General features: G+C 59.0%; 18 protein-coding genes and 2 pseudogenes. 8 read left to right on the forward strand and 12 right to left on the reverse strand.

Going from position 1 to position 16,132, the window contains the following annotated elements:
- The first annotated feature begins 79 nt into the window (after window positions 1-79).
- Together pqqU and DR88_RS13530 are read left to right on the forward strand one after the other, a co-directional pair.
- Window positions 80-2,185 (forward strand): TonB-dependent receptor PqqU, encoded by a 2,106-nt coding sequence (gene pqqU, locus DR88_RS13535; RefSeq protein ID WP_004148543.1) that lies wholly within the window; start codon window positions 80-82, stop codon window positions 2,183-2,185.
- 197 nt (window positions 2,186-2,382) lie between these two features.
- Complete coding sequence (locus DR88_RS13530) at window positions 2,383-4,089, forward strand: amidohydrolase (protein WP_004148544.1); 1,707 nt, start codon at window positions 2,383-2,385, stop codon at window positions 4,087-4,089.
- Window positions 4,090-4,186: 97 nt separating this feature from the next.
- Here the strand turns inward: DR88_RS13530 and DR88_RS13525 are convergent, their stop codons facing one another.
- Entirely contained in the window at window positions 4,187-4,486 is a 300-nt protein-coding gene (locus DR88_RS13525) for a DUF406 domain-containing protein (protein ID WP_002906788.1), read from the reverse strand.
- A gap of 89 nt (window positions 4,487-4,575) precedes the next feature.
- Window positions 4,576-4,805: pseudogene (locus DR88_RS0125870) on the reverse strand (hypothetical protein).
- Here DR88_RS0125870 and rihA point away from each other — a divergent pair.
- A complete protein-coding gene (gene rihA, locus DR88_RS13520) occupies window positions 4,767-5,702 on the forward strand; it encodes a pyrimidine-specific ribonucleoside hydrolase RihA (protein ID WP_021440225.1) in 936 nt (311 codons plus the stop codon). The pseudogene DR88_RS0125870 and the gene rihA overlap by 39 nt on opposite strands.
- 63 nt (window positions 5,703-5,765) lie before the next feature.
- On the opposite strand, the gene curA is transcribed toward rihA, so the two are convergent.
- A complete protein-coding gene (gene curA / locus DR88_RS13515) occupies window positions 5,766-6,803 on the reverse strand; it encodes an NADPH-dependent curcumin/dihydrocurcumin reductase (RefSeq protein ID WP_004148547.1) in 1,038 nt (345 codons plus the stop codon).
- Between the two features lie 65 nt (window positions 6,804-6,868).
- On the reverse strand, window positions 6,869-7,450 hold the full coding sequence (locus DR88_RS13510) for a helix-turn-helix domain-containing protein (protein ID WP_002906794.1): 582 nt from the start codon (window positions 7,448-7,450) through the stop codon (window positions 6,869-6,871).
- A 162-nt stretch (window positions 7,451-7,612) separates the two neighbouring features.
- On the opposite strand from DR88_RS13510, the gene DR88_RS13505 reads away from it, so the two are divergent.
- Window positions 7,613-8,131 carry a GNAT family N-acetyltransferase gene (locus tag DR88_RS13505; protein ID WP_002906796.1) on the forward strand — a complete coding sequence of 173 codons (519 nt, stop codon included), beginning with the start codon at window positions 7,613-7,615 and terminating at the stop codon, window positions 8,129-8,131.
- Entirely contained in the window at window positions 8,128-8,577 is a 450-nt protein-coding gene (locus DR88_RS13500) for a DMT family transporter (RefSeq protein ID WP_025861899.1), read from the forward strand. Before DR88_RS13505 ends, DR88_RS13500 begins: the two co-directional genes overlap by 4 nt.
- Window positions 8,578-8,585: 8 nt before the next feature.
- On the opposite strand, the gene DR88_RS13495 is transcribed toward DR88_RS13500, so the two are convergent.
- The 3 genes from DR88_RS13495 to DR88_RS30735 form a co-directional block, all read right to left on the reverse strand.
- Window positions 8,586-8,819, reverse strand: a complete 234-nt coding sequence (locus DR88_RS13495; protein ID WP_004180136.1) for a YdcY family protein — start codon at window positions 8,817-8,819, stop codon at window positions 8,586-8,588.
- A gap of 16 nt (window positions 8,820-8,835) precedes the next feature.
- A complete protein-coding gene (locus DR88_RS13490; RefSeq protein WP_004148549.1) occupies window positions 8,836-10,434 on the reverse strand; it encodes an ABC transporter substrate-binding protein in 1,599 nt (532 codons plus the stop codon).
- Between the two features lie 112 nt (window positions 10,435-10,546).
- The gene (locus tag DR88_RS30735) at window positions 10,547-10,705 is read right to left on the reverse strand and encodes a hypothetical protein (protein ID WP_153810735.1); all 159 of its coding nucleotides are present in this window, start codon (window positions 10,703-10,705) and stop codon (window positions 10,547-10,549) included.
- Here DR88_RS30735 and DR88_RS13485 point away from each other — a divergent pair.
- Window positions 10,704-12,137 carry an aldehyde dehydrogenase gene (locus DR88_RS13485; RefSeq protein WP_020316436.1) on the forward strand — a complete coding sequence of 478 codons (1,434 nt, stop codon included), beginning with the start codon at window positions 10,704-10,706 and terminating at the stop codon, window positions 12,135-12,137. The genes DR88_RS30735 and DR88_RS13485 overlap by 2 nt on opposite strands.
- A gap of 13 nt (window positions 12,138-12,150) precedes the next feature.
- Here DR88_RS13485 and DR88_RS13480 read toward each other — a convergent pair whose 3' ends face one another.
- Window positions 12,151-12,900 (reverse strand): alpha/beta fold hydrolase, encoded by a 750-nt coding sequence (locus DR88_RS13480; RefSeq protein ID WP_025861898.1) that lies wholly within the window; start codon window positions 12,898-12,900, stop codon window positions 12,151-12,153.
- 88 nt (window positions 12,901-12,988) lie between these two features.
- Window positions 12,989-13,162 carry a GhoT/OrtT family toxin gene (locus DR88_RS13475; RefSeq protein ID WP_002906888.1) on the reverse strand — a complete coding sequence of 58 codons (174 nt, stop codon included), beginning with the start codon at window positions 13,160-13,162 and terminating at the stop codon, window positions 12,989-12,991.
- 195 nt (window positions 13,163-13,357) lie between these two features.
- Here DR88_RS13475 and yncL point away from each other — a divergent pair, with 195 nt between their 5' ends.
- Window positions 13,358-13,450, forward strand: coding sequence for a stress response membrane protein YncL (gene yncL / locus DR88_RS27390; protein WP_002906891.1), 93 nt, complete (start codon window positions 13,358-13,360; stop codon window positions 13,448-13,450).
- A gap of 51 nt (window positions 13,451-13,501) precedes the next feature.
- Here yncL and DR88_RS0125880 read toward each other — a convergent pair whose 3' ends face one another.
- Both DR88_RS0125880 and DR88_RS0125885 read right to left on the reverse strand, forming a co-directional pair.
- Window positions 13,502-13,753, reverse strand: a complete 252-nt coding sequence (locus DR88_RS0125880; protein WP_025861897.1) for a hypothetical protein — start codon at window positions 13,751-13,753, stop codon at window positions 13,502-13,504.
- 137 nt (window positions 13,754-13,890) lie between these two features.
- The gene (locus DR88_RS0125885) at window positions 13,891-14,088 is read right to left on the reverse strand and encodes a hypothetical protein (protein WP_004189776.1); all 198 of its coding nucleotides are present in this window, start codon (window positions 14,086-14,088) and stop codon (window positions 13,891-13,893) included.
- A gap of 148 nt (window positions 14,089-14,236) precedes the next feature.
- On the opposite strand from DR88_RS0125885, the gene DR88_RS30740 reads away from it, so the two are divergent.
- Window positions 14,237-14,359 (forward strand): small membrane protein, encoded by a 123-nt coding sequence (locus DR88_RS30740; RefSeq protein ID WP_004175940.1) that lies wholly within the window; start codon window positions 14,237-14,239, stop codon window positions 14,357-14,359.
- 340 nt (window positions 14,360-14,699) lie between these two features.
- On the opposite strand, the pseudogene patD reads toward DR88_RS30740, so the two are convergent.
- A pseudogene (patD, locus tag DR88_RS13465) lies at window positions 14,700-16,126 on the reverse strand (aminobutyraldehyde dehydrogenase).
- Window positions 16,127-16,132: the final 6 nt, after the last annotated feature.

Consider the following 16,132-nt stretch of genomic DNA (forward strand, 5'->3'; position numbering starts at 1 on the left):
AGTTAATAATTTTCAAATATTTTACAAACGAGGTAACATATATACACATGTTCCATTTGGTTCGTTTTGAGTATTATCGATGAAAATCCTGTCCGTGCGTCACGCCGCCCTCCCGGCCCTGCTCGTGCCGCTCATTGCGGCAGCCCAGGCCGCTGATGAACAAACCATGGTGGTGACCGCCGCGCCAACCACGGTTTCTGAACTGGATACCCCCGCCGCCGTCAGCGTGGTGAATGGAGATGAGATGCGCCAGGCCGCGCCGCGCGTTAATCTCTCTGAATCGCTGGGCGCCGTGCCGGGCCTGCAGGTGCAGAACCGGCAAAACTATGCCCAGGATCTGCAGCTGTCGATTCGCGGCTTTGGCTCGCGCTCAACCTATGGCGTGCGCGGACTGCGCATCTATGTGGATGGCATTCCGGCCACCATGCCCGACGGCCAGGGGCAGACCTCAAATATTGATATCGGCAGCGTTGACACCATTGAGGTGCTGCGCGGCCCCTTCTCTGCCCTGTACGGTAACTCGTCCGGCGGGGTGATCAACGTCACCAGCCAGACCGGCACCCAGCCGCCCACCGTGGAAGCCAGCAGCTACTATGGCAGCTTCGGCACCTGGCACTACGGGATGAAAGCCACTGGCGCCGTTGGCGACGGCAGCCACGCAGGCGATGTGGATTACACGGTCTCAACCAATCGCTTCACCACCCATGGCTATCGCGATCACAGCGGCGCGCGCAAAAATCTGGCGAACGCCCGGCTGGGGGTGCGCATCAACGACGTCAGTAAGCTGACTCTGCTGCTGAATAGCGTGGATATCAAAGCCAATGACGCCGGTGGCCTGACCGCCGATGAATGGCGCGATAACCCGCGCCAGTCGCCGCGCGGCGACCAGTATAATACCCGCAAGAATACCCGACAGACCCAGGCCGGCCTGCGCTATGAGCGCCAGCTCAGTGCCCAGGACGATCTCAGCGTTATGATGTACGCTGGAGAACGTGAAACCACTCAGTTCCAGTCGATCCCGCGCGCGCCGCAGCTGAAGCCGAGCCATGCCGGCGGGGTGATCGACCTTACCCGTCACTACCAGGGGATCGATACCCGGCTGACCCATCGCGGAGAGCTGCTGGTGCCCGTCACGCTCACCGCCGGTCTCGACTACGAAAACATGAGCGAGCGGCGCAAAGGGTATGAAAACTTTGTGATGGTCAACGGCGCGCCGCAGTATGGCGAACAGGGCGCGCTGCGCCGTAACGAACGCAACCTGATGTGGAACGTCGACCCCTACCTGCAGACCCAGTGGCAGCTCACTGACAAACTCTCGCTCGATGCCGGGGTTCGCTACAGCTCGGTATGGTTCGACTCGAACGACTACTACATCACCCCAGGCAATGGCGATGACAGCGGTGATGCCAGCTATCACAAATGGCTGCCCGCGGGCTCGCTGAAATATGCCCTGACCGACGCGTGGAACGTCTATCTTTCCGCCGGCCGCGGCTTCGAGACGCCAACCATTAACGAACTCTCCTACCGCTCCGATAACCAGAGCGGCCTCAACTTCGGCCTGAAACCCTCCACCAACGACACGGTGGAGATCGGCAGCAAGACGCGGATCGGCAACGGGCTGTTCACCGCCGCCCTGTTCCAGACCAATACCGATAATGAGATTGTGGTCGACAGCAGCAGCGGCGGGCGCACCAGTTATAAAAACGCCGGCAAGACCCGCCGTCAGGGGATGGAGCTGGGGCTGGATCAGCAGTTTGGCGAGAGCTGGCGTCTGAAGGCGGCCTGGACCTGGCTGGACGCGACCTATCGCACTAACGTCTGCGACGACGCTAGCTGCAATGGCAATCGCATTCCGGGGATCGCGCGCAATATGGGCTACGCCTCCTTTGGCTATCAGCCGGAGCAAGGTTGGTACGCCGGGAGCGATATTCGCTATATGAGCGATATCATGGCCAATGACGAAAACACCGCCAAAGCGCCCTCCTGGACGGTGGTTGGCCTGACGACTGGCTATAAATGGAGCTACGGCAGGATGGATATGGATCTGTTCGGTCGCATCGACAACCTGTTCGACCGGGAGTACGTCGGGTCTGTCATCGTTAACGAGTCTAACGGACGTTACTACGAGCCTGCCCCGGGACGTAACTACGGCATCGGCCTGAACCTCGCCTGGCGCTTCGAATAACACGCCCCTTCCCCGCCGATGCCTCTCGCGATCGGCGGGCGAAGCGCTTTTCCTTACCGTCTATTCCACCGCCAGGCGGACACCCGCCAACCACCCGCGCTTGACACTCCACCCCCTTCGTAGTCATATAGTCACCACATAATCACCATGGTTACTATTTATATTGATCGGCACTTTTATCAGCCAGGGAGGGATAAATGGATAATGTCGTTTATGCGGACTGCGTATTGATTAACGGCAAGGTCGCCACGGTGGACGCACATTTTAGTTTTAAGCGCGCCATCGCCGTGAAGCAGGGATGGATTATTAACGTTGGTGAAGACCAGGAGATTCAGCAGCATATTGGTCCCCAGACGCAGGTCATTGACCTTGGCGGCAAACTCATTTTACCCGCCGCGCATGACTCACATATCCATATCGGCTGGCTCGCTGACAGCTGGCATTGCCTGAACTGCCAGGACGTGCGTTCCCTGGCAGTACTGCGGGAAAGACTGCGCGACCAGGCAGCCCGCACTCCCGCCGGGGCATGGATTCGTGTCTGCGGTCTGGATCCAAACGCAATCAAGGAGTGCGCGGCCGAGCAGCGCTCTCTGACGCGCTGGGATATTGACGACGTCACGGCCGATCATCCCACCCTGCTCGCCCTGTGGGACGGTCACTCCTGCATCGTCAACAGCCGGGCGCTGGCCCTCTCCGGTCTTGACGCCAGCACCCCTGATCCCCTCGGCGGACATCTGGGGCGAACGGCCAGTGGCGAACTGGACGGCAATTTCATCGACCTGCCCGCCCTGCATCTCGCATCCGGCACGATGCCCCGTCTGACCGTAGCGGCCCTCAAAGAGAACCTTCTGGCAGCCCAGCGCCTGATGAACAGCGAAGGGTATGCCAGCTACACGGAAGGCGCCATGGGTCCGGGGGAAAACACGCGCGAGGTGGGCGCTGCGGGGGATCGCGCCATCGCCGCCTACCATGAACTGCAGGATGAAGGAAAACTCACCGCCCGGGTATCCATCGCCTTTTACTCCGCCGAGCGGGGCGTTCAGTCCTGCGCCACCCTGAAGCGCGATCTGGATAGCTTTGATTTCTCCCAGTTCACCGACCGGGACTGGCTGGACTGTCGGACCATAAAACTGTTCTGCGATGGCGTTCCCACATCGCACACAGCGTGGATGAATCAGGATTACGCCGACCGGCCGGGATATCGCGGACGCTCGGTGTTTGGTGGCCCCGAGGCGACCGAGGAAGCACAAGTTGAGGCGCTAAAGCAGATGATTCTGCTGGCTCACCAGCGCGGTTTTCAGGTGGCAGTCCATGCGGTCGGCGATAAGGCGGTAAAAGTCACGATTAACAGCTTCGTGCAGGCGATTCAGCGCTATCCGGGGGAGAGCCGACGGCATTATGTGCTGCACGGCTCAATGGGCGATCGGCAAGATTTCGTGATGGCGGCAAAATACGGCATTCTGCTTTCCGAACAATCTTCACTCGGCGGCCCGGCATATGACTATGAACAGCGCGCCCGCTACTGTGGCATCAAGGGGGAAATCTGCAAAGGGCTACGGGATATCATCGACCTTGGGGTCATCGTCGCCGGCGGGTCAGATGGCATTATGGCGCTGGTGAACTGGCGCAAAATGGTTCAGGCAGCGGTCACCCGCAAATCATCTTCCAGCGGCAACGTTATTCGCCCGGAACTGGCAATTAGCGTGGCGGACGGCGTGCGGATGTACACCATCAATGCGGCCTATCAGGAAGGGAAAGAAGCGGTACGCGGATCGATAGAGGTCGGCAAAGTCGCTGATTTTCAGGTGCTGGACCGCGATATCTTCGCCGTAGCCCATGAGGAGATTGGCGCCAGCCGCGTGGTGATGACCATGGTTGGCGGAAACGTCGTCTTTCAAGACTAACCGCGCTCACCCGGCTCAGGTCGCCGGGCGGGCAGCGTGCTGCATCAGCGGAAGGCGTCTGCCCGCCAGAGCATCGCGCTTCCGCTACAGGAGCGAATTAAAGCAGATTTCGCAGGGATAACTCGAAAATGATCTTTTCTGCCTGGCAGGAGAAGGCGATGGAGAGGTCGAGTTTCACCGCGTCGCCAGCGGCGACGATGGTGTAATCGACCTGCGGCGGTTCACTGGCCGGCGCTGCGGCGGCAGCACGTTCGCGCACGGCGGCTACGGTGGATTCCGCTTCTTCGCGGCTTGGGAACACCTTCTCGGCCCGGTAGACGCAGTCCTCGTTATCAATGATCGTCCCGACATCAATGGCGCAGCCTTTGGTGCTGCATTTATCTACTACATCTTTCATCGTAATAACCTCTTGAGTTTTCTTAAGGATAAGAACCCGCCCGCCGAAAAGCAAACCATTAATATCCGTAAGGATTAGCAATTTTTCTATTATATCGCGCCGCGCCGGTCGCCATCTTGCGCCACCGCAAAACGAGGCGCCATGTTTACGGACGGTCGCGTAACGATACGCGTTGCCTCGCAGCAATCGTGGTCTCCATCACACTATTCTGCACACCATCTCGTCTGCCTCGACTCGCAGCGTTAGTCTGGTCACAGAACATCGCCAACAAGGAGCTGCTATGGCACTGCCGATTATGATTGATTGCGATCCGGGACATGATGACGCGATCGCCCTGGTCCTCGCCCTCGCCTCGCCGGAGCTGGAGGTGAAAGCCGTCACCGCTTCCGCGGGCAACCAGACCCCGGAGAAGACCCTGCGCAACGTGCTGCGTATGTTGACGCTGCTGAACCGGCCGGACATTCCGGTTGCCGGCGGCGCGTGGAAGCCGTTGATGCGCGATCTGATCATCGCCGATAACGTGCACGGCGAGAGCGGACTGGATGGCCCGAGCCTGCCTGAGCCGGCCTTTGCGCCGCAGAACTGCACCGCCGTCGAGCTGATGGCTAGCGTGCTGCGGGAAAGCCAGGAGCCGGTGACTCTGGTGGCCACCGGACCGCAGACTAACGTGGCGTTGCTGCTCGCCAGCCATCCGGAGCTGCACGCGAAGATCGCCCGCATCGTGATCATGGGGGGCGCCATGGGGCTGGGCAACTGGCAGCCGGCGGCGGAGTTTAATATCTACGTTGATCCGCAGGCCGCGGAAATGGTCTTTCAGTCGGGGATCCCAGTGGTCATGGCGGGGCTGGATGTTACGCATCGGGCGCAAATCCTTCCCGCCGATATCGAGCGATTCCGCCAGATTGGCAACCCGGTGTCGACCATCGTCGCCGAGCTGCTCGACTTCTTTATGGCCTACCACAAAGATGAAAAGTGGGGCTTCGACGGCGCGCCGCTGCACGATCCCTGCACCATCGCCTGGCTCCTCAAGCCGGAGATCTTTACCACGATCGAACGCTGGGTTGGCGTAGAAACGGAAGGCAAATATACCCAGGGGATGACGGTGGTCGATTACTACCATCTGACCGGCAATCGGCCCAATACCACCCTGATGCTGGATGTGGACCGCGAAGCCTTTGTCGATCTGCTCGCCCAGCGGTTAGCCTTCTACGCCTGACCTCTATGCCAGGCCCCTTTTCCCTGGCGGAAAAAGGGGCCTGTTAAGTCGAAGCCCGCCAGGTTAGTCGTCCGCCGCGACGCGGATCACTACCTTACCGAAGTTCTCACCTTTTAACAGGCCGATCAGCGCCTGCGGCGCCTGGTCCAGACCGTCGATAAGCTGTTCGCGATATTTAATTTTCCCCTCCTGCACCCAGCGCCCCATCTGCTGCTGGAACTCGGCGATCCGATGCCCGTAATCCTGGCCGATAATAAAGCCCTGCATCCGGATGCGCTTTTTGAGGATGGTCGCCATCAGCAGCGGCAGACGATCTGGCCCGTCCGGCAGCCCGGTGGCGTTATAGCCGCTCACCAGCCCGCAGACGGGTACCCGCGCTGCGGTATTCAACAGCGGCAGCACCGCGTCAAAAACCTTGCCGCCGACGTTTTCATAATAAACGTCAATACCCTGCGGGCAGGCCTGGGCCAGCTGTTCGGCAAAATCATCCGCACGATGGTCAAGGCAGAGATCAAAGCCTAACTTCTCAACCGCATAGCGGCATTTTTCCGCGCCGCCAGCGATGCCGACGGTGCGGCAGCCCTTAATTTTGCCGATCTGTCCAACCGTGGCGCCAACCGGCCCGGTCGCCGCGGCGACCACCAGCGTTTCGCCCGCCTTTGGCTGGCCGATGTCCAGCAAACCCATGTAGGCGTTGAAGCCGGGCATCCCCAGAACTCCCAGCGACCAGGACGGGTGTTGCGGATTGTCACCCAGCTTCACCAGTCCGCTGCCGTCGGAGAGTTCATAATCCTGCCAGCCGCTGTAGCCCAGCACCCAGTCGCCGGGTTGATAATCGGCATGATTTGAGCTGACCACGCGACTCACGGTCCCTCCCACCATCACCGCGCCAATGGCCACCGGCGGCGAATAGGACGGCGCGTCGCTCATGCGCCCGCGCATATACGGGTCGAGTGATAAATAAACGGTACGCAGCAGCACTTGACCCGGGCCTGGCGTCGGCACTTCGCTCTCTTCCAGACGGAAATTCTCTGCCGTCGGTTCACCATGGGGGCGGGAAGCCAGTACCCAGCGGCGATGGCGTTGCGGTTGATCTGTCATAGCAAACTCCTCTTGTTAGCAGACTGTACTGAGGCTAGCTGCTTTATGCGCAACGTGCTTTACCATTAAGAGCCGGATGGCGATTGATTAAGGCGAACCACCAGATAGACGCAGGTCTCTGCGGATTCATTAATAAAGCGACAATCGTTGGGCGGGCCAAGCTCCAGACAATCCCCCGCCTGCATCTCATGGCGGGTATTGCCTTCGACAAACACCAGCTCGCCCTGTTGCAGCCAGATTAGCTGGCGGGCAAGCGCATAGGACGCGGCGGGCATCGGCACATCGCTACCGGGCGGCAGCTCAATCTGCACCAGATCGATCGGCAAATCGCTGCGCGGCGAAACGTGGCGGCGGAGATAGTGGCTTTGCGGGTCGCGCCATACCGGCTGGCTGGCAAAGCGCAGCAGCTTGCCCTCCTGCATTTCCGCGCGGGCGATCAGGGTCGACATACTGATGCCGAAGGCGCCGGAAAGGCGGCCCAGCATCGAGGCGGTCGGGCTGCTTTCGCCGCGCTCGATTTTATGGATCATCGCCCGCGAGGCGCCGGCCCGTTCGGCGAGGTCGTTCAGCGACCAGCCGCGGGACTCGCGCTCGATGCGGATGCGCGCGCTGATGCGCTGATTGAGGTTGTCTTCTATAGTATTCATAACGTAACACTATAGTGTGCGCCCCCCCATTACACAACCATCCACCGAGACGCGTTATTCCCGGGTTAGCCGTTAAAATTATGCTGAAAACGGATGACAGCGTGACGTTCATTATTGTAATAATATTGTACTACTATAGTGTACGAAAAATTGAGGTTTGCTATGTCTATTCGCCCTGCCATTAAAGACGACTGCGCGGCGATCGCCGAGATCTATAACCATGCCGTCGTCCATACCGCCGCCATCTGGAATGATAAAACTGTGGATACCGACAACCGCATCGCCTGGTTTGAAGCCCGCCAGCTGGCTGGATTTCCGGTACTGGTGAGCGAGGAAGACGGCGTCATTACCGGTTATTCCTCGTTTGGCGACTGGCGGGCGTTTGACGGCTTTCGCCATACCGTGGAGCATTCGGTGTACGTTCATCCCGAACATCAGGGGAAAGGGCTGGGCCGCAAGCTGCTGGTCGCCTTGATCGCCGAAGCGCGACGGCTGAATAAACATGTGATGGTCGCCGGCATCGAGTCGCAGAATCACGCTTCGCTGCATCTGCATGAAACGCTGGGCTTTATCACCACCGGGCAGATGCCGCAGGTGGGCACCAAATTTGGCCGCTGGCTGGATCTGACCTTTATGCAGCTGCAGCTGGATGCGCGCCAGGACCCGGACGGCAAAGCATGAACGCGTCGCTCACTCTCGCCTGCCTGATCGCCGCCGGCGTTGGCCTGGTAGTGCAGAACACTCTGATGGTGCGCATCACCCAGTCGGCGTCGACGATCCTTATCGCTATGCTGCTCAATTCGCTGGTCGGGATCGTTATCTTCGTGACGATGTTACTGCTGCGCCAGGGCGTCGCCGGCTTTCAGGAGCTGGCCCTGAGCGTGAAGTGGTGGACGCTGATCCCCGGCCTGCTGGGGTCCTTTTTCGTCTTCGCCAGCATCAGCGGTTATCAAAACGTTGGCGCGGCGACGACCATTGCGGTACTGGTGGCCAGCCAGCTGGTGGGCGGGTTGATCATGGATTTAGTTCGCGCCCACGGCGTGCCGCTGCGGGCGCTGATCGGACCGTTATGCGGGGCGGTGATGCTGGTGGTGGGCGCCTGGCTGGTGGCCAGACGCCAGTTCTGAGCGCATCTTCAGAGGATCGCGCCGCCTTTGGTCAACTGCTCGCGGCGCGCGTCCTGCTCTTCCTGATGCTGTCGCCCATGATGGGCGATGGCGGTGCGCAGACGCTGCTGTTGGATATAGCGTTCCTCACGACTGAGTTGCGCATCATCACTCAGGGCGATTAGCAGCTCATTCATATGCGCGATAACGCCCTCGGCCAGGGCGTCATCGACTTTGACGATAACCTCATCCAGATGTGCCATCCTGTTCTCCTTTCGCTTAATTCAGCTTCGCTTTGGAAAAATCGCTCCCCATCATGCTGACGGTGTAGCCGCTGACGTTGCTGCGCGTCGCATAGAAGGTTTTACCGGTCGCCAGGGTGATCCATGGCGCCTGCTGATAAAAAATCTCCTGCGCCTGTTCGTAGAGTTTGGCCCGCGCCTGCGGATCGCTCACCAACAGCGCTTTCTTTACCAGCGCGTCATAGGATTTATCACACCAGCGGGCGGCGTTGGAGCCGGTCTGGATATTATCACAGCTGAGCAATGTGCCAGCAAAGTTGTCCGGATCGCCGTTGTCCGACATCCAGCCATACAGGGCGCTGTCGTGCTCCCCTTTACGCATACCGGCAAGGTATTCGCCCCATTCATAGCTGACAATTTTGGCTTTCACCCCCACTTTCGCCCAGTCGTTTTGGATCATTTCGGCAATGCGTTTTGAGTTTGGGTTGTAGGGGCGCTGGACCGGCATTGACCACAGGGTCACTTCCGCGCCTTGCTCCAGACCCGTCTGCTTGAGCAGCGCTTTGGCTTTCTGCGGATCGTAGTCATAGTCCGGGAGATCTTTCTTATACCCGAGCATCGTCGACGGGATCGGTGATTTCGCCACGCTGCCGGAATCGAGGAATACCGCCTTGACGATCGCCTGCTTGTCGGTAGCGTAGTTTAACGCCTGGCGCACCAGCACATTATCAAACGGTTTTTTCTCGGTGTTAAACGCCAGATAGCCGACGTTCAGCGCCTCAACCGCATGCAGCGCCAGATCTTTATTGCCCTTAATCACCGGGAACTGTACCGGCGACGGCGCGGGAATAATCTGGCACTCGTTGGTCTGCAGTTTCGCCAGACGAGTCTCGACGTTCGGCGTAATGGAGAAGATCAGGTGCTTGGTCGGTACCTCGCCTTCCCAATAGTGGGGATTGGCAATATAGCGGATTTGCGAATCCACTTTATACTGCTGCAGCGCATACGGCCCGGTACCGACAGGCCAGTTATCAACGTTTTCCGGCGTTCCTTTCTTCAGCATCGCCTCACCATACTCTGCCGACAGAATAGAGGCGAAGTCCATGCCCCAGTCGGCAAGAAACGCCGCGTTCGGCTCGTTGAGCTCGAACTGGACATGGTAATCATCCACCTTTTTCACCGATTTAATCAGCTTATCGAGGCCCACGTCGTGGAAGTATTCATAGTTCCCCTGCGACACCTTGTGATAAGGATGCTGAGGATCCATCTGGCGCAGCACGGAGAACAGAACGTCGTCGGCGTTAAAATCGCGGGTCGGTTTGAAGAATTTGTTGCTGTTGAACTTCACCCCCTGACGCAGAGTAAAGGTCCAGGTTTTGCCATCCTCAGAGACGTGCCACTCGGTGGCCAGCGACGGGATCGGCGTATTTTTCACCGGGTCAAAGCTCACCAGACGGTTATACAGTACCTGCGAGCTGGCGACGAACGACGGACCGGAGCTGGCGATCTGCGGATTGAAGGACTCCGGAGAGGCTTCTGAGCAGTAGACCAGAGTGTCATTGCCTGCGGCCCAGGCGGCGCCGGCCGGCAGCAGTGCGCTCAGCAGCAGCGCCAGCGTGGTTTTCCCTGTAGACATGGTTATAAGTCCTAATTATTGATTATAAGAACAGTAATAACAGCACAGCCGCCTGACGGCGGCAAATAATCAATGGCTATCACCTTATGCAAAACGCGTGGAATTTGCTGGTTTAATCGACGTTGCGCTGCTTTTTACGCCAGAGGGCTTCGGGATGTTGTGAGCCACACAAAATTCCTGCAAAAAAATGTGCGATAACCGCCCGGCTCACGCTTCCCGTCAGTGCCGCCCGGTACACTGGGGGAACCGCAGAACAAGAGGTTTCCACCATGACAATCACCTGCAATCTGTACATTGACGGCCAGTGGCACGATGCCGAAGGCCGCCGCACCTTTACCCGACGCCACCCGGCCCACGATGAGGCAGCCTCGGTGGCCGCTGCCGCCAGCCTCGCCGACGGCAAACGCTGCGTCGAAGCCGCGGCCTGCGCCTTTCCGCTGTGGCGCGATACTGCGCCGGCGGAACGACGTCGCTTACTGCTCGAGGCGGCGGAACAGATGCTGTTGCGGGAGGCGAAATTTATCGCCGCCATGGCGGCGGAGACCGGCGCGACCGCGCACTGGGCCGGATTTAACGTTCATCTGGCGGCAGATATTCTGCGTGAAGCGGCGGCGCTGACCACCCAGATTGAAGGGCAAATAATTCCGTCCAACGTGCCGGGTAACCTGGCGATGGGCGTCCGCCAGGGGGCGGGAGTGGTGCTGGGCATGGCGCCGTGGAACGCGCCGCTGATTCTGGCCACCCGGGCCCTGGCGACGCCGCTGGCCTGTGGCAACACGGTGATCCTTAAGGGCGCCGAACTTTCCCCCGCCGCTCAGGGACTGATTATCGACGCCCTTGACGCGGCGGGCTTCCCGCCGGGCGTGGTGAACTATCTTACCTGTGCGCCTGAAGATGCGCCGGCGCTGGTGGAATCGCTGATCGCCCACCCGGCGGTGCGGCGCGTTAACTTTACCGGCTCCACACCGGTGGGGCGCATTATCGCCCGCACCTGCGGACAGTATCTGAAACCAGCGGTGCTCGAGCTCGGTGGAAAAGCGCCCCTGCTGGTGCTGGACGATGCTGATATTGAGCAAGCGGCGGCGGGCGCTGTTTTTGGCGCCTTCGCCAACGCCGGGCAGATCTGCATGTCCACCGAGCGCATTATTGTCGACAATGCCGTAGCGGAGGCGTTTATCCCGCTGCTGGCCAGGCGCGCCGCCGCCCTGCCTGCCGCCCTCACGGGCCCGGTTGTCGATATGAACACCATCGCCCGCTGCAACGCGCTCATTGACGATGCGTTAGCGAAAGGCGCTCGCCTGCTGACCGGTGGTAAAGCCAACGATACCCATATGAGCCCGACCCTGCTGGACGGCGTGACCCGCGAGATGCGGCTGTGGCGTGAAGAGTCCTTCGGTCCGGTGAAAGCGATTATTCGCGTCCATAGCGAAGAGGAGGCGCTGGCGGTGGCCAACGACAGCGAGTACGGTCTTTCCGCTGCGGTCTACAGCCGCGACAGCGCCAGAGCGTGGAACGTAGCGCAACGTCTGCAAACCGGGATTTGCCATATCAATGGCCCAACGGTGCATGATGAGGCGCAAATGCCGTTTGGCGGCTGCAAAGCCTCCGGCTATGGCCGCTTTGGCGGCCGGGCCGGGATCGCGGAATTCACCGAGCTGCGCTGGATAACGATCCAGACCCAACCCCGCGAGCTTCCCTTCTGAGGCCCAGCGCCTCTTAACTATGGCTGGCGATAAGCTGCGCCAGCCCCTGCGGGTTTTCCCACGCCATCGAGTGTCCGGCATGGGGCACGATGCCGACCGGGATCCCTTGTGCCTGAACGAGGTCGCTATCCGCGTAAGGGAGCGACCGCTCTCCGACGATCAGCATTTTCTGGCAGCGCAGCTGGCATAGCTGGGTAAACCAGGGCGTGTCGCCTCCGCGTATCAGGCTGCTGGCGGCCCGCCAGACGGTCCAGGGGGCGCTGTTTTGTAAACAACCCGCCCACGGCGAGCGCTCCTCCGCCAGCAGCCTGGCATAGCCGTCAGCGACAAAGGTTGTCTCTGACTGCGCCGCAATGCGCCTGCTGTACTCGCCGCCGCCGGCGAACAGATTGGGTTCCGAGACCAGCAGCGTGGTCACCCGCTCGCCCAGTAGCCCCGCCGCTTCGATGGCGATGCTCCCTCCCATGCTATGCCCGAACAGCGCGAAGCGCTGCAGGCGCAGGTGGCTGAGGAACTGCTCCAAAACTAAAGCCTGCTCATGTATGTTGTAACTAAACAAGCGCGGTTTATCGCTATAGCCGAAGCCCGGCAGATCGATGAGTATTTTGCGCCGTTCGCGGAGCGCGGGATCGCTAGCAATGCGGGGATAATCGTAGGATGACGCGCAGCCAAGGCCGTGGATAAACACCACCGGAAGGCCATCTCCCGGGAAATCGTGCCAGCGCAGCGTGGCGCCAGCGACGGACGAATAAAAACCGTTCACCTGTATGCCTCCATGATAAGGTTACTGGTTTTTTATACAGTAACCTTATCCTTTGTGCTACCCTTTTCTGCCGTCTAGCGCCTGAGGGTTAAAACAGCGAGACGAGCAGCGCCATCGGGAAGCTGAACGGCCAGGTGGCGCCGATCAGCAGGGCCGCCAGCAGGCGGATCATCCGGCTCTCTTTGGTTAAAAACCAGCTAATCACGGCGCATATCACGCCCATAATGGCGTAAAACACCAACATTTTTTGATATAACGTCATTCTTACTTTTTCCTTCCCTGAGGGGCGTTCCATGGTGGGATGATTATCTGCCATGACGTCGTGATTCAGAGATACCTGTATAACAAAATCAGAAACGGGCTGAATATTCAGAATAAAGCCTGATTCGTCTTAATCTGATAGCGCAACCGCTGGCGCCGTACTATACCTTTAGGACTTCCTCATTAGGGTGGCGCTATGGATGTCTCCAGTAAAACCGTCGTTATGATTAATGTCTGCGCCGCGTTCGCGCTTATCAGCCTGCTGTCCGTAAGATTTGGCTGGTTTTAATCATTTAATTCAGCAACGAAACCTAAAAAAGCAGCCCCGAAGGCTGCTTTTTTACGCGCGAACAACAGAGTTGTTATCTTGCTGTCGGGCGGCGGGGGCTAACTGCGCGGCAGCTATTACCTTATTAAGACCGGGGTTATAGCTCGGCAGTACATTGACTTTTTCACTATCCCATTCGGCGGCGGCGCAGACGGCCTGCCCTACGCCCATCTTCTCACAGCTTTGGATTCGTTTCGCCGGGGCATTACCATAGCTCAGCGCCACAGCGCCGATAGCCAGCAGAATAAAAGCAAAAATTTTCACAGCGACATCAACGTCAAAACCTAATATGCCCTAAATGATCGCATGAGCGGCGGCGGAAAGTCAAACCCGGGGCGCGCTACCTGGCGGCATCCGGTATTTGCCTCTGCCTCAGGGCTATAAAATATTCAGAACAAATATCATGCGATAACCGTAAATATTAAAAGCTTATCTCTAGCCGTGAAATACTTTCTGTTCAGGGGAGTTAATTTCGCTAATAAGGAAAATATTTCGCCGTCGGCAAGGGGAAAAGGATCGCCGCCTTCGCCACAGGCGCAATATATCGCGCGGGCCGTCATCGTAAGAAGATAAATGGCGATGGCAAGCCGTTGTAACATAACCTCTTCATCTCCGTCATCACGGATAAGAGCCAGAAATAGCGCTAAATGACAACAAATATCATTTGCCTTCGCGTCAGATAATACTTACATTCATAACCATTGGTAATGCTTTAGCGCAGTTCGCGCTGTGAATTTCGAGGTGGATATGTCCGGAATCATCACGCTGGTCATCGCGCTAATCCTGCTGGTCGCGGCGGTGTATAATCTTATTTCCTACATTCGTGACCGGCGCAGCGCCAGCCTGCCCAGCAAAAAAACCAAGCGCTGAAAGTAGTTAAAGCGGTATTCTCGTTATCCCGGCGCGACTGGCCGGCTCATCTCTTCGCTCTTCTGCGAGCACAAAAAAGCCCCTGCCGACAGACAGGGGCCGCAATTCGGTCGCGAACCGCGATGTTGCCGCCCCACCCGCCGGGCGCTGTGCGCCCAGGGTGACTGGCGGACCCCATCCGGCGCTTATCTCCGGCACTCATGATGGCTTAGCTCTTGAAGGGGCATCAGAATAATCTCATATCCCCTGGGTTGAGTTTTGACAATTTTTGCCATTGTGACTATTAGCGGCCTAACACACCCATCGCGCAATAGTCGCCTGGCGCTGAATGGTCAATCCTTTAGCTATGCTTAACCATCACATGGCGGCCACGGTATAATCCTCAAGGCCATACATCGACATGTCCTTGCCGTAGCCTGACAGCTTCTGGCCACCGTGCGGCATTTCGCTGACCAGCATAAAGTGGGTATTGACCCAGGTGCAGCCGTACTGCAGCCTGGCGCTAAGACGATGGGCGCGACCGACATCTTTCGTCCATACCGAGGAGGCCAGACCATACTGAGAGTCATTCGCCCAGCTCAGGGCCTGCGCTTCATCGCTGAAAGGCGTCACGCTGACTACCGGACCAAACACTTCGCGCTGGACAATAGCGTCTTCCTGCCGGGCGCCGGCGAGCAGCGTCGGCTGGAAGTAATAGCCCGCGCCGTCAGCCCGACTGCCGCCGGTGACCACCTTAATGTGCGGCAGCGCCCTTGCGGCTTCCACCGCCGCGCTAACGCGCTCAAGATGGGCCAGCGAGCTCAGCGGACCCAGTTCGGTGGCAGCGTCCTCCGGCGCCCCCATTTTCAGGCTGGCCACCGCCGCCCCAAGTTTCTCCACCAGCTGGTCATAGATACCCTGCTGGGCGTAGATCCGGCAGGCGGCCGTGCAGTCCTGGCCGGCGTTGTAAAAACCGAAGGTCCGCACCCCATCCACCACCGCATCGATGTCCGCATCGTCAAAAACGATCACTGGCGCCTTACCGCCCAGCTCCATGTGGGTGCGTTTAATCGACGAGGCGGTATGGCCAATGATATGGGCTCCGGTGGCAATCGATCCGGTCAGGGAGACCATTCGCACTTTAACGTGGGCGGTCAAGGGGTCGCCCACCGTTTTACCGCGGCCAAACAGCACGTTGATAACCCCCTCCGGGAAGATATCTTTTGCCAGCTCCGCCAGCTTCAGCGCCGTCAGCGGGGTGATCTCCGAGGGTTTTATCACTACGCAGTTGCCCGCCGCCAGCGCCGGGGCCAGCTTCCAGGCCGCCATCATCAGCGGATAGTTCCACGGCGCGATGGAGGCCACCACGCCCACCGGATCGCGGCGGATCATTGAGGTATGCCCTTCGAGATACTCTCCGGCCGCCATCCCCGGCAGGCAGCGAGCGGCGCCGGCGAAGAAGCGGAAGACGTCGGCGATGGCCGGCATTTCATCATTAATCACGCAGTGCAGCGGCTTGCCGCAGTTCAGCGACTCCAGCTGCGCCAGGGTTTCAGCCTGCGCCGAGATGGCGTCCGCCAGCTTCAGGAGACATTCCGCACGCGTCTTCGGCGTCGTCTGACTCCAGGCATCGAATGCCCGGTCCGCCGCCTCAACGGCGGCATCGACCTGGGCCGCTGTCGCTTCGGCAATCTCCAGGATCACTTCGCCGGTTGCAGGGTTATATACCGGAACCTTCTCGCCTTCACCTGCCACTAACTTACCGTTTATCAATAGGTTGTGTTGCATAGCATT

Source organism: Klebsiella pneumoniae (assembly GCF_000742135.1).
GTDB classification, from domain to species: Bacteria; Pseudomonadota; Gammaproteobacteria; order Enterobacterales; family Enterobacteriaceae; genus Klebsiella; species Klebsiella pneumoniae.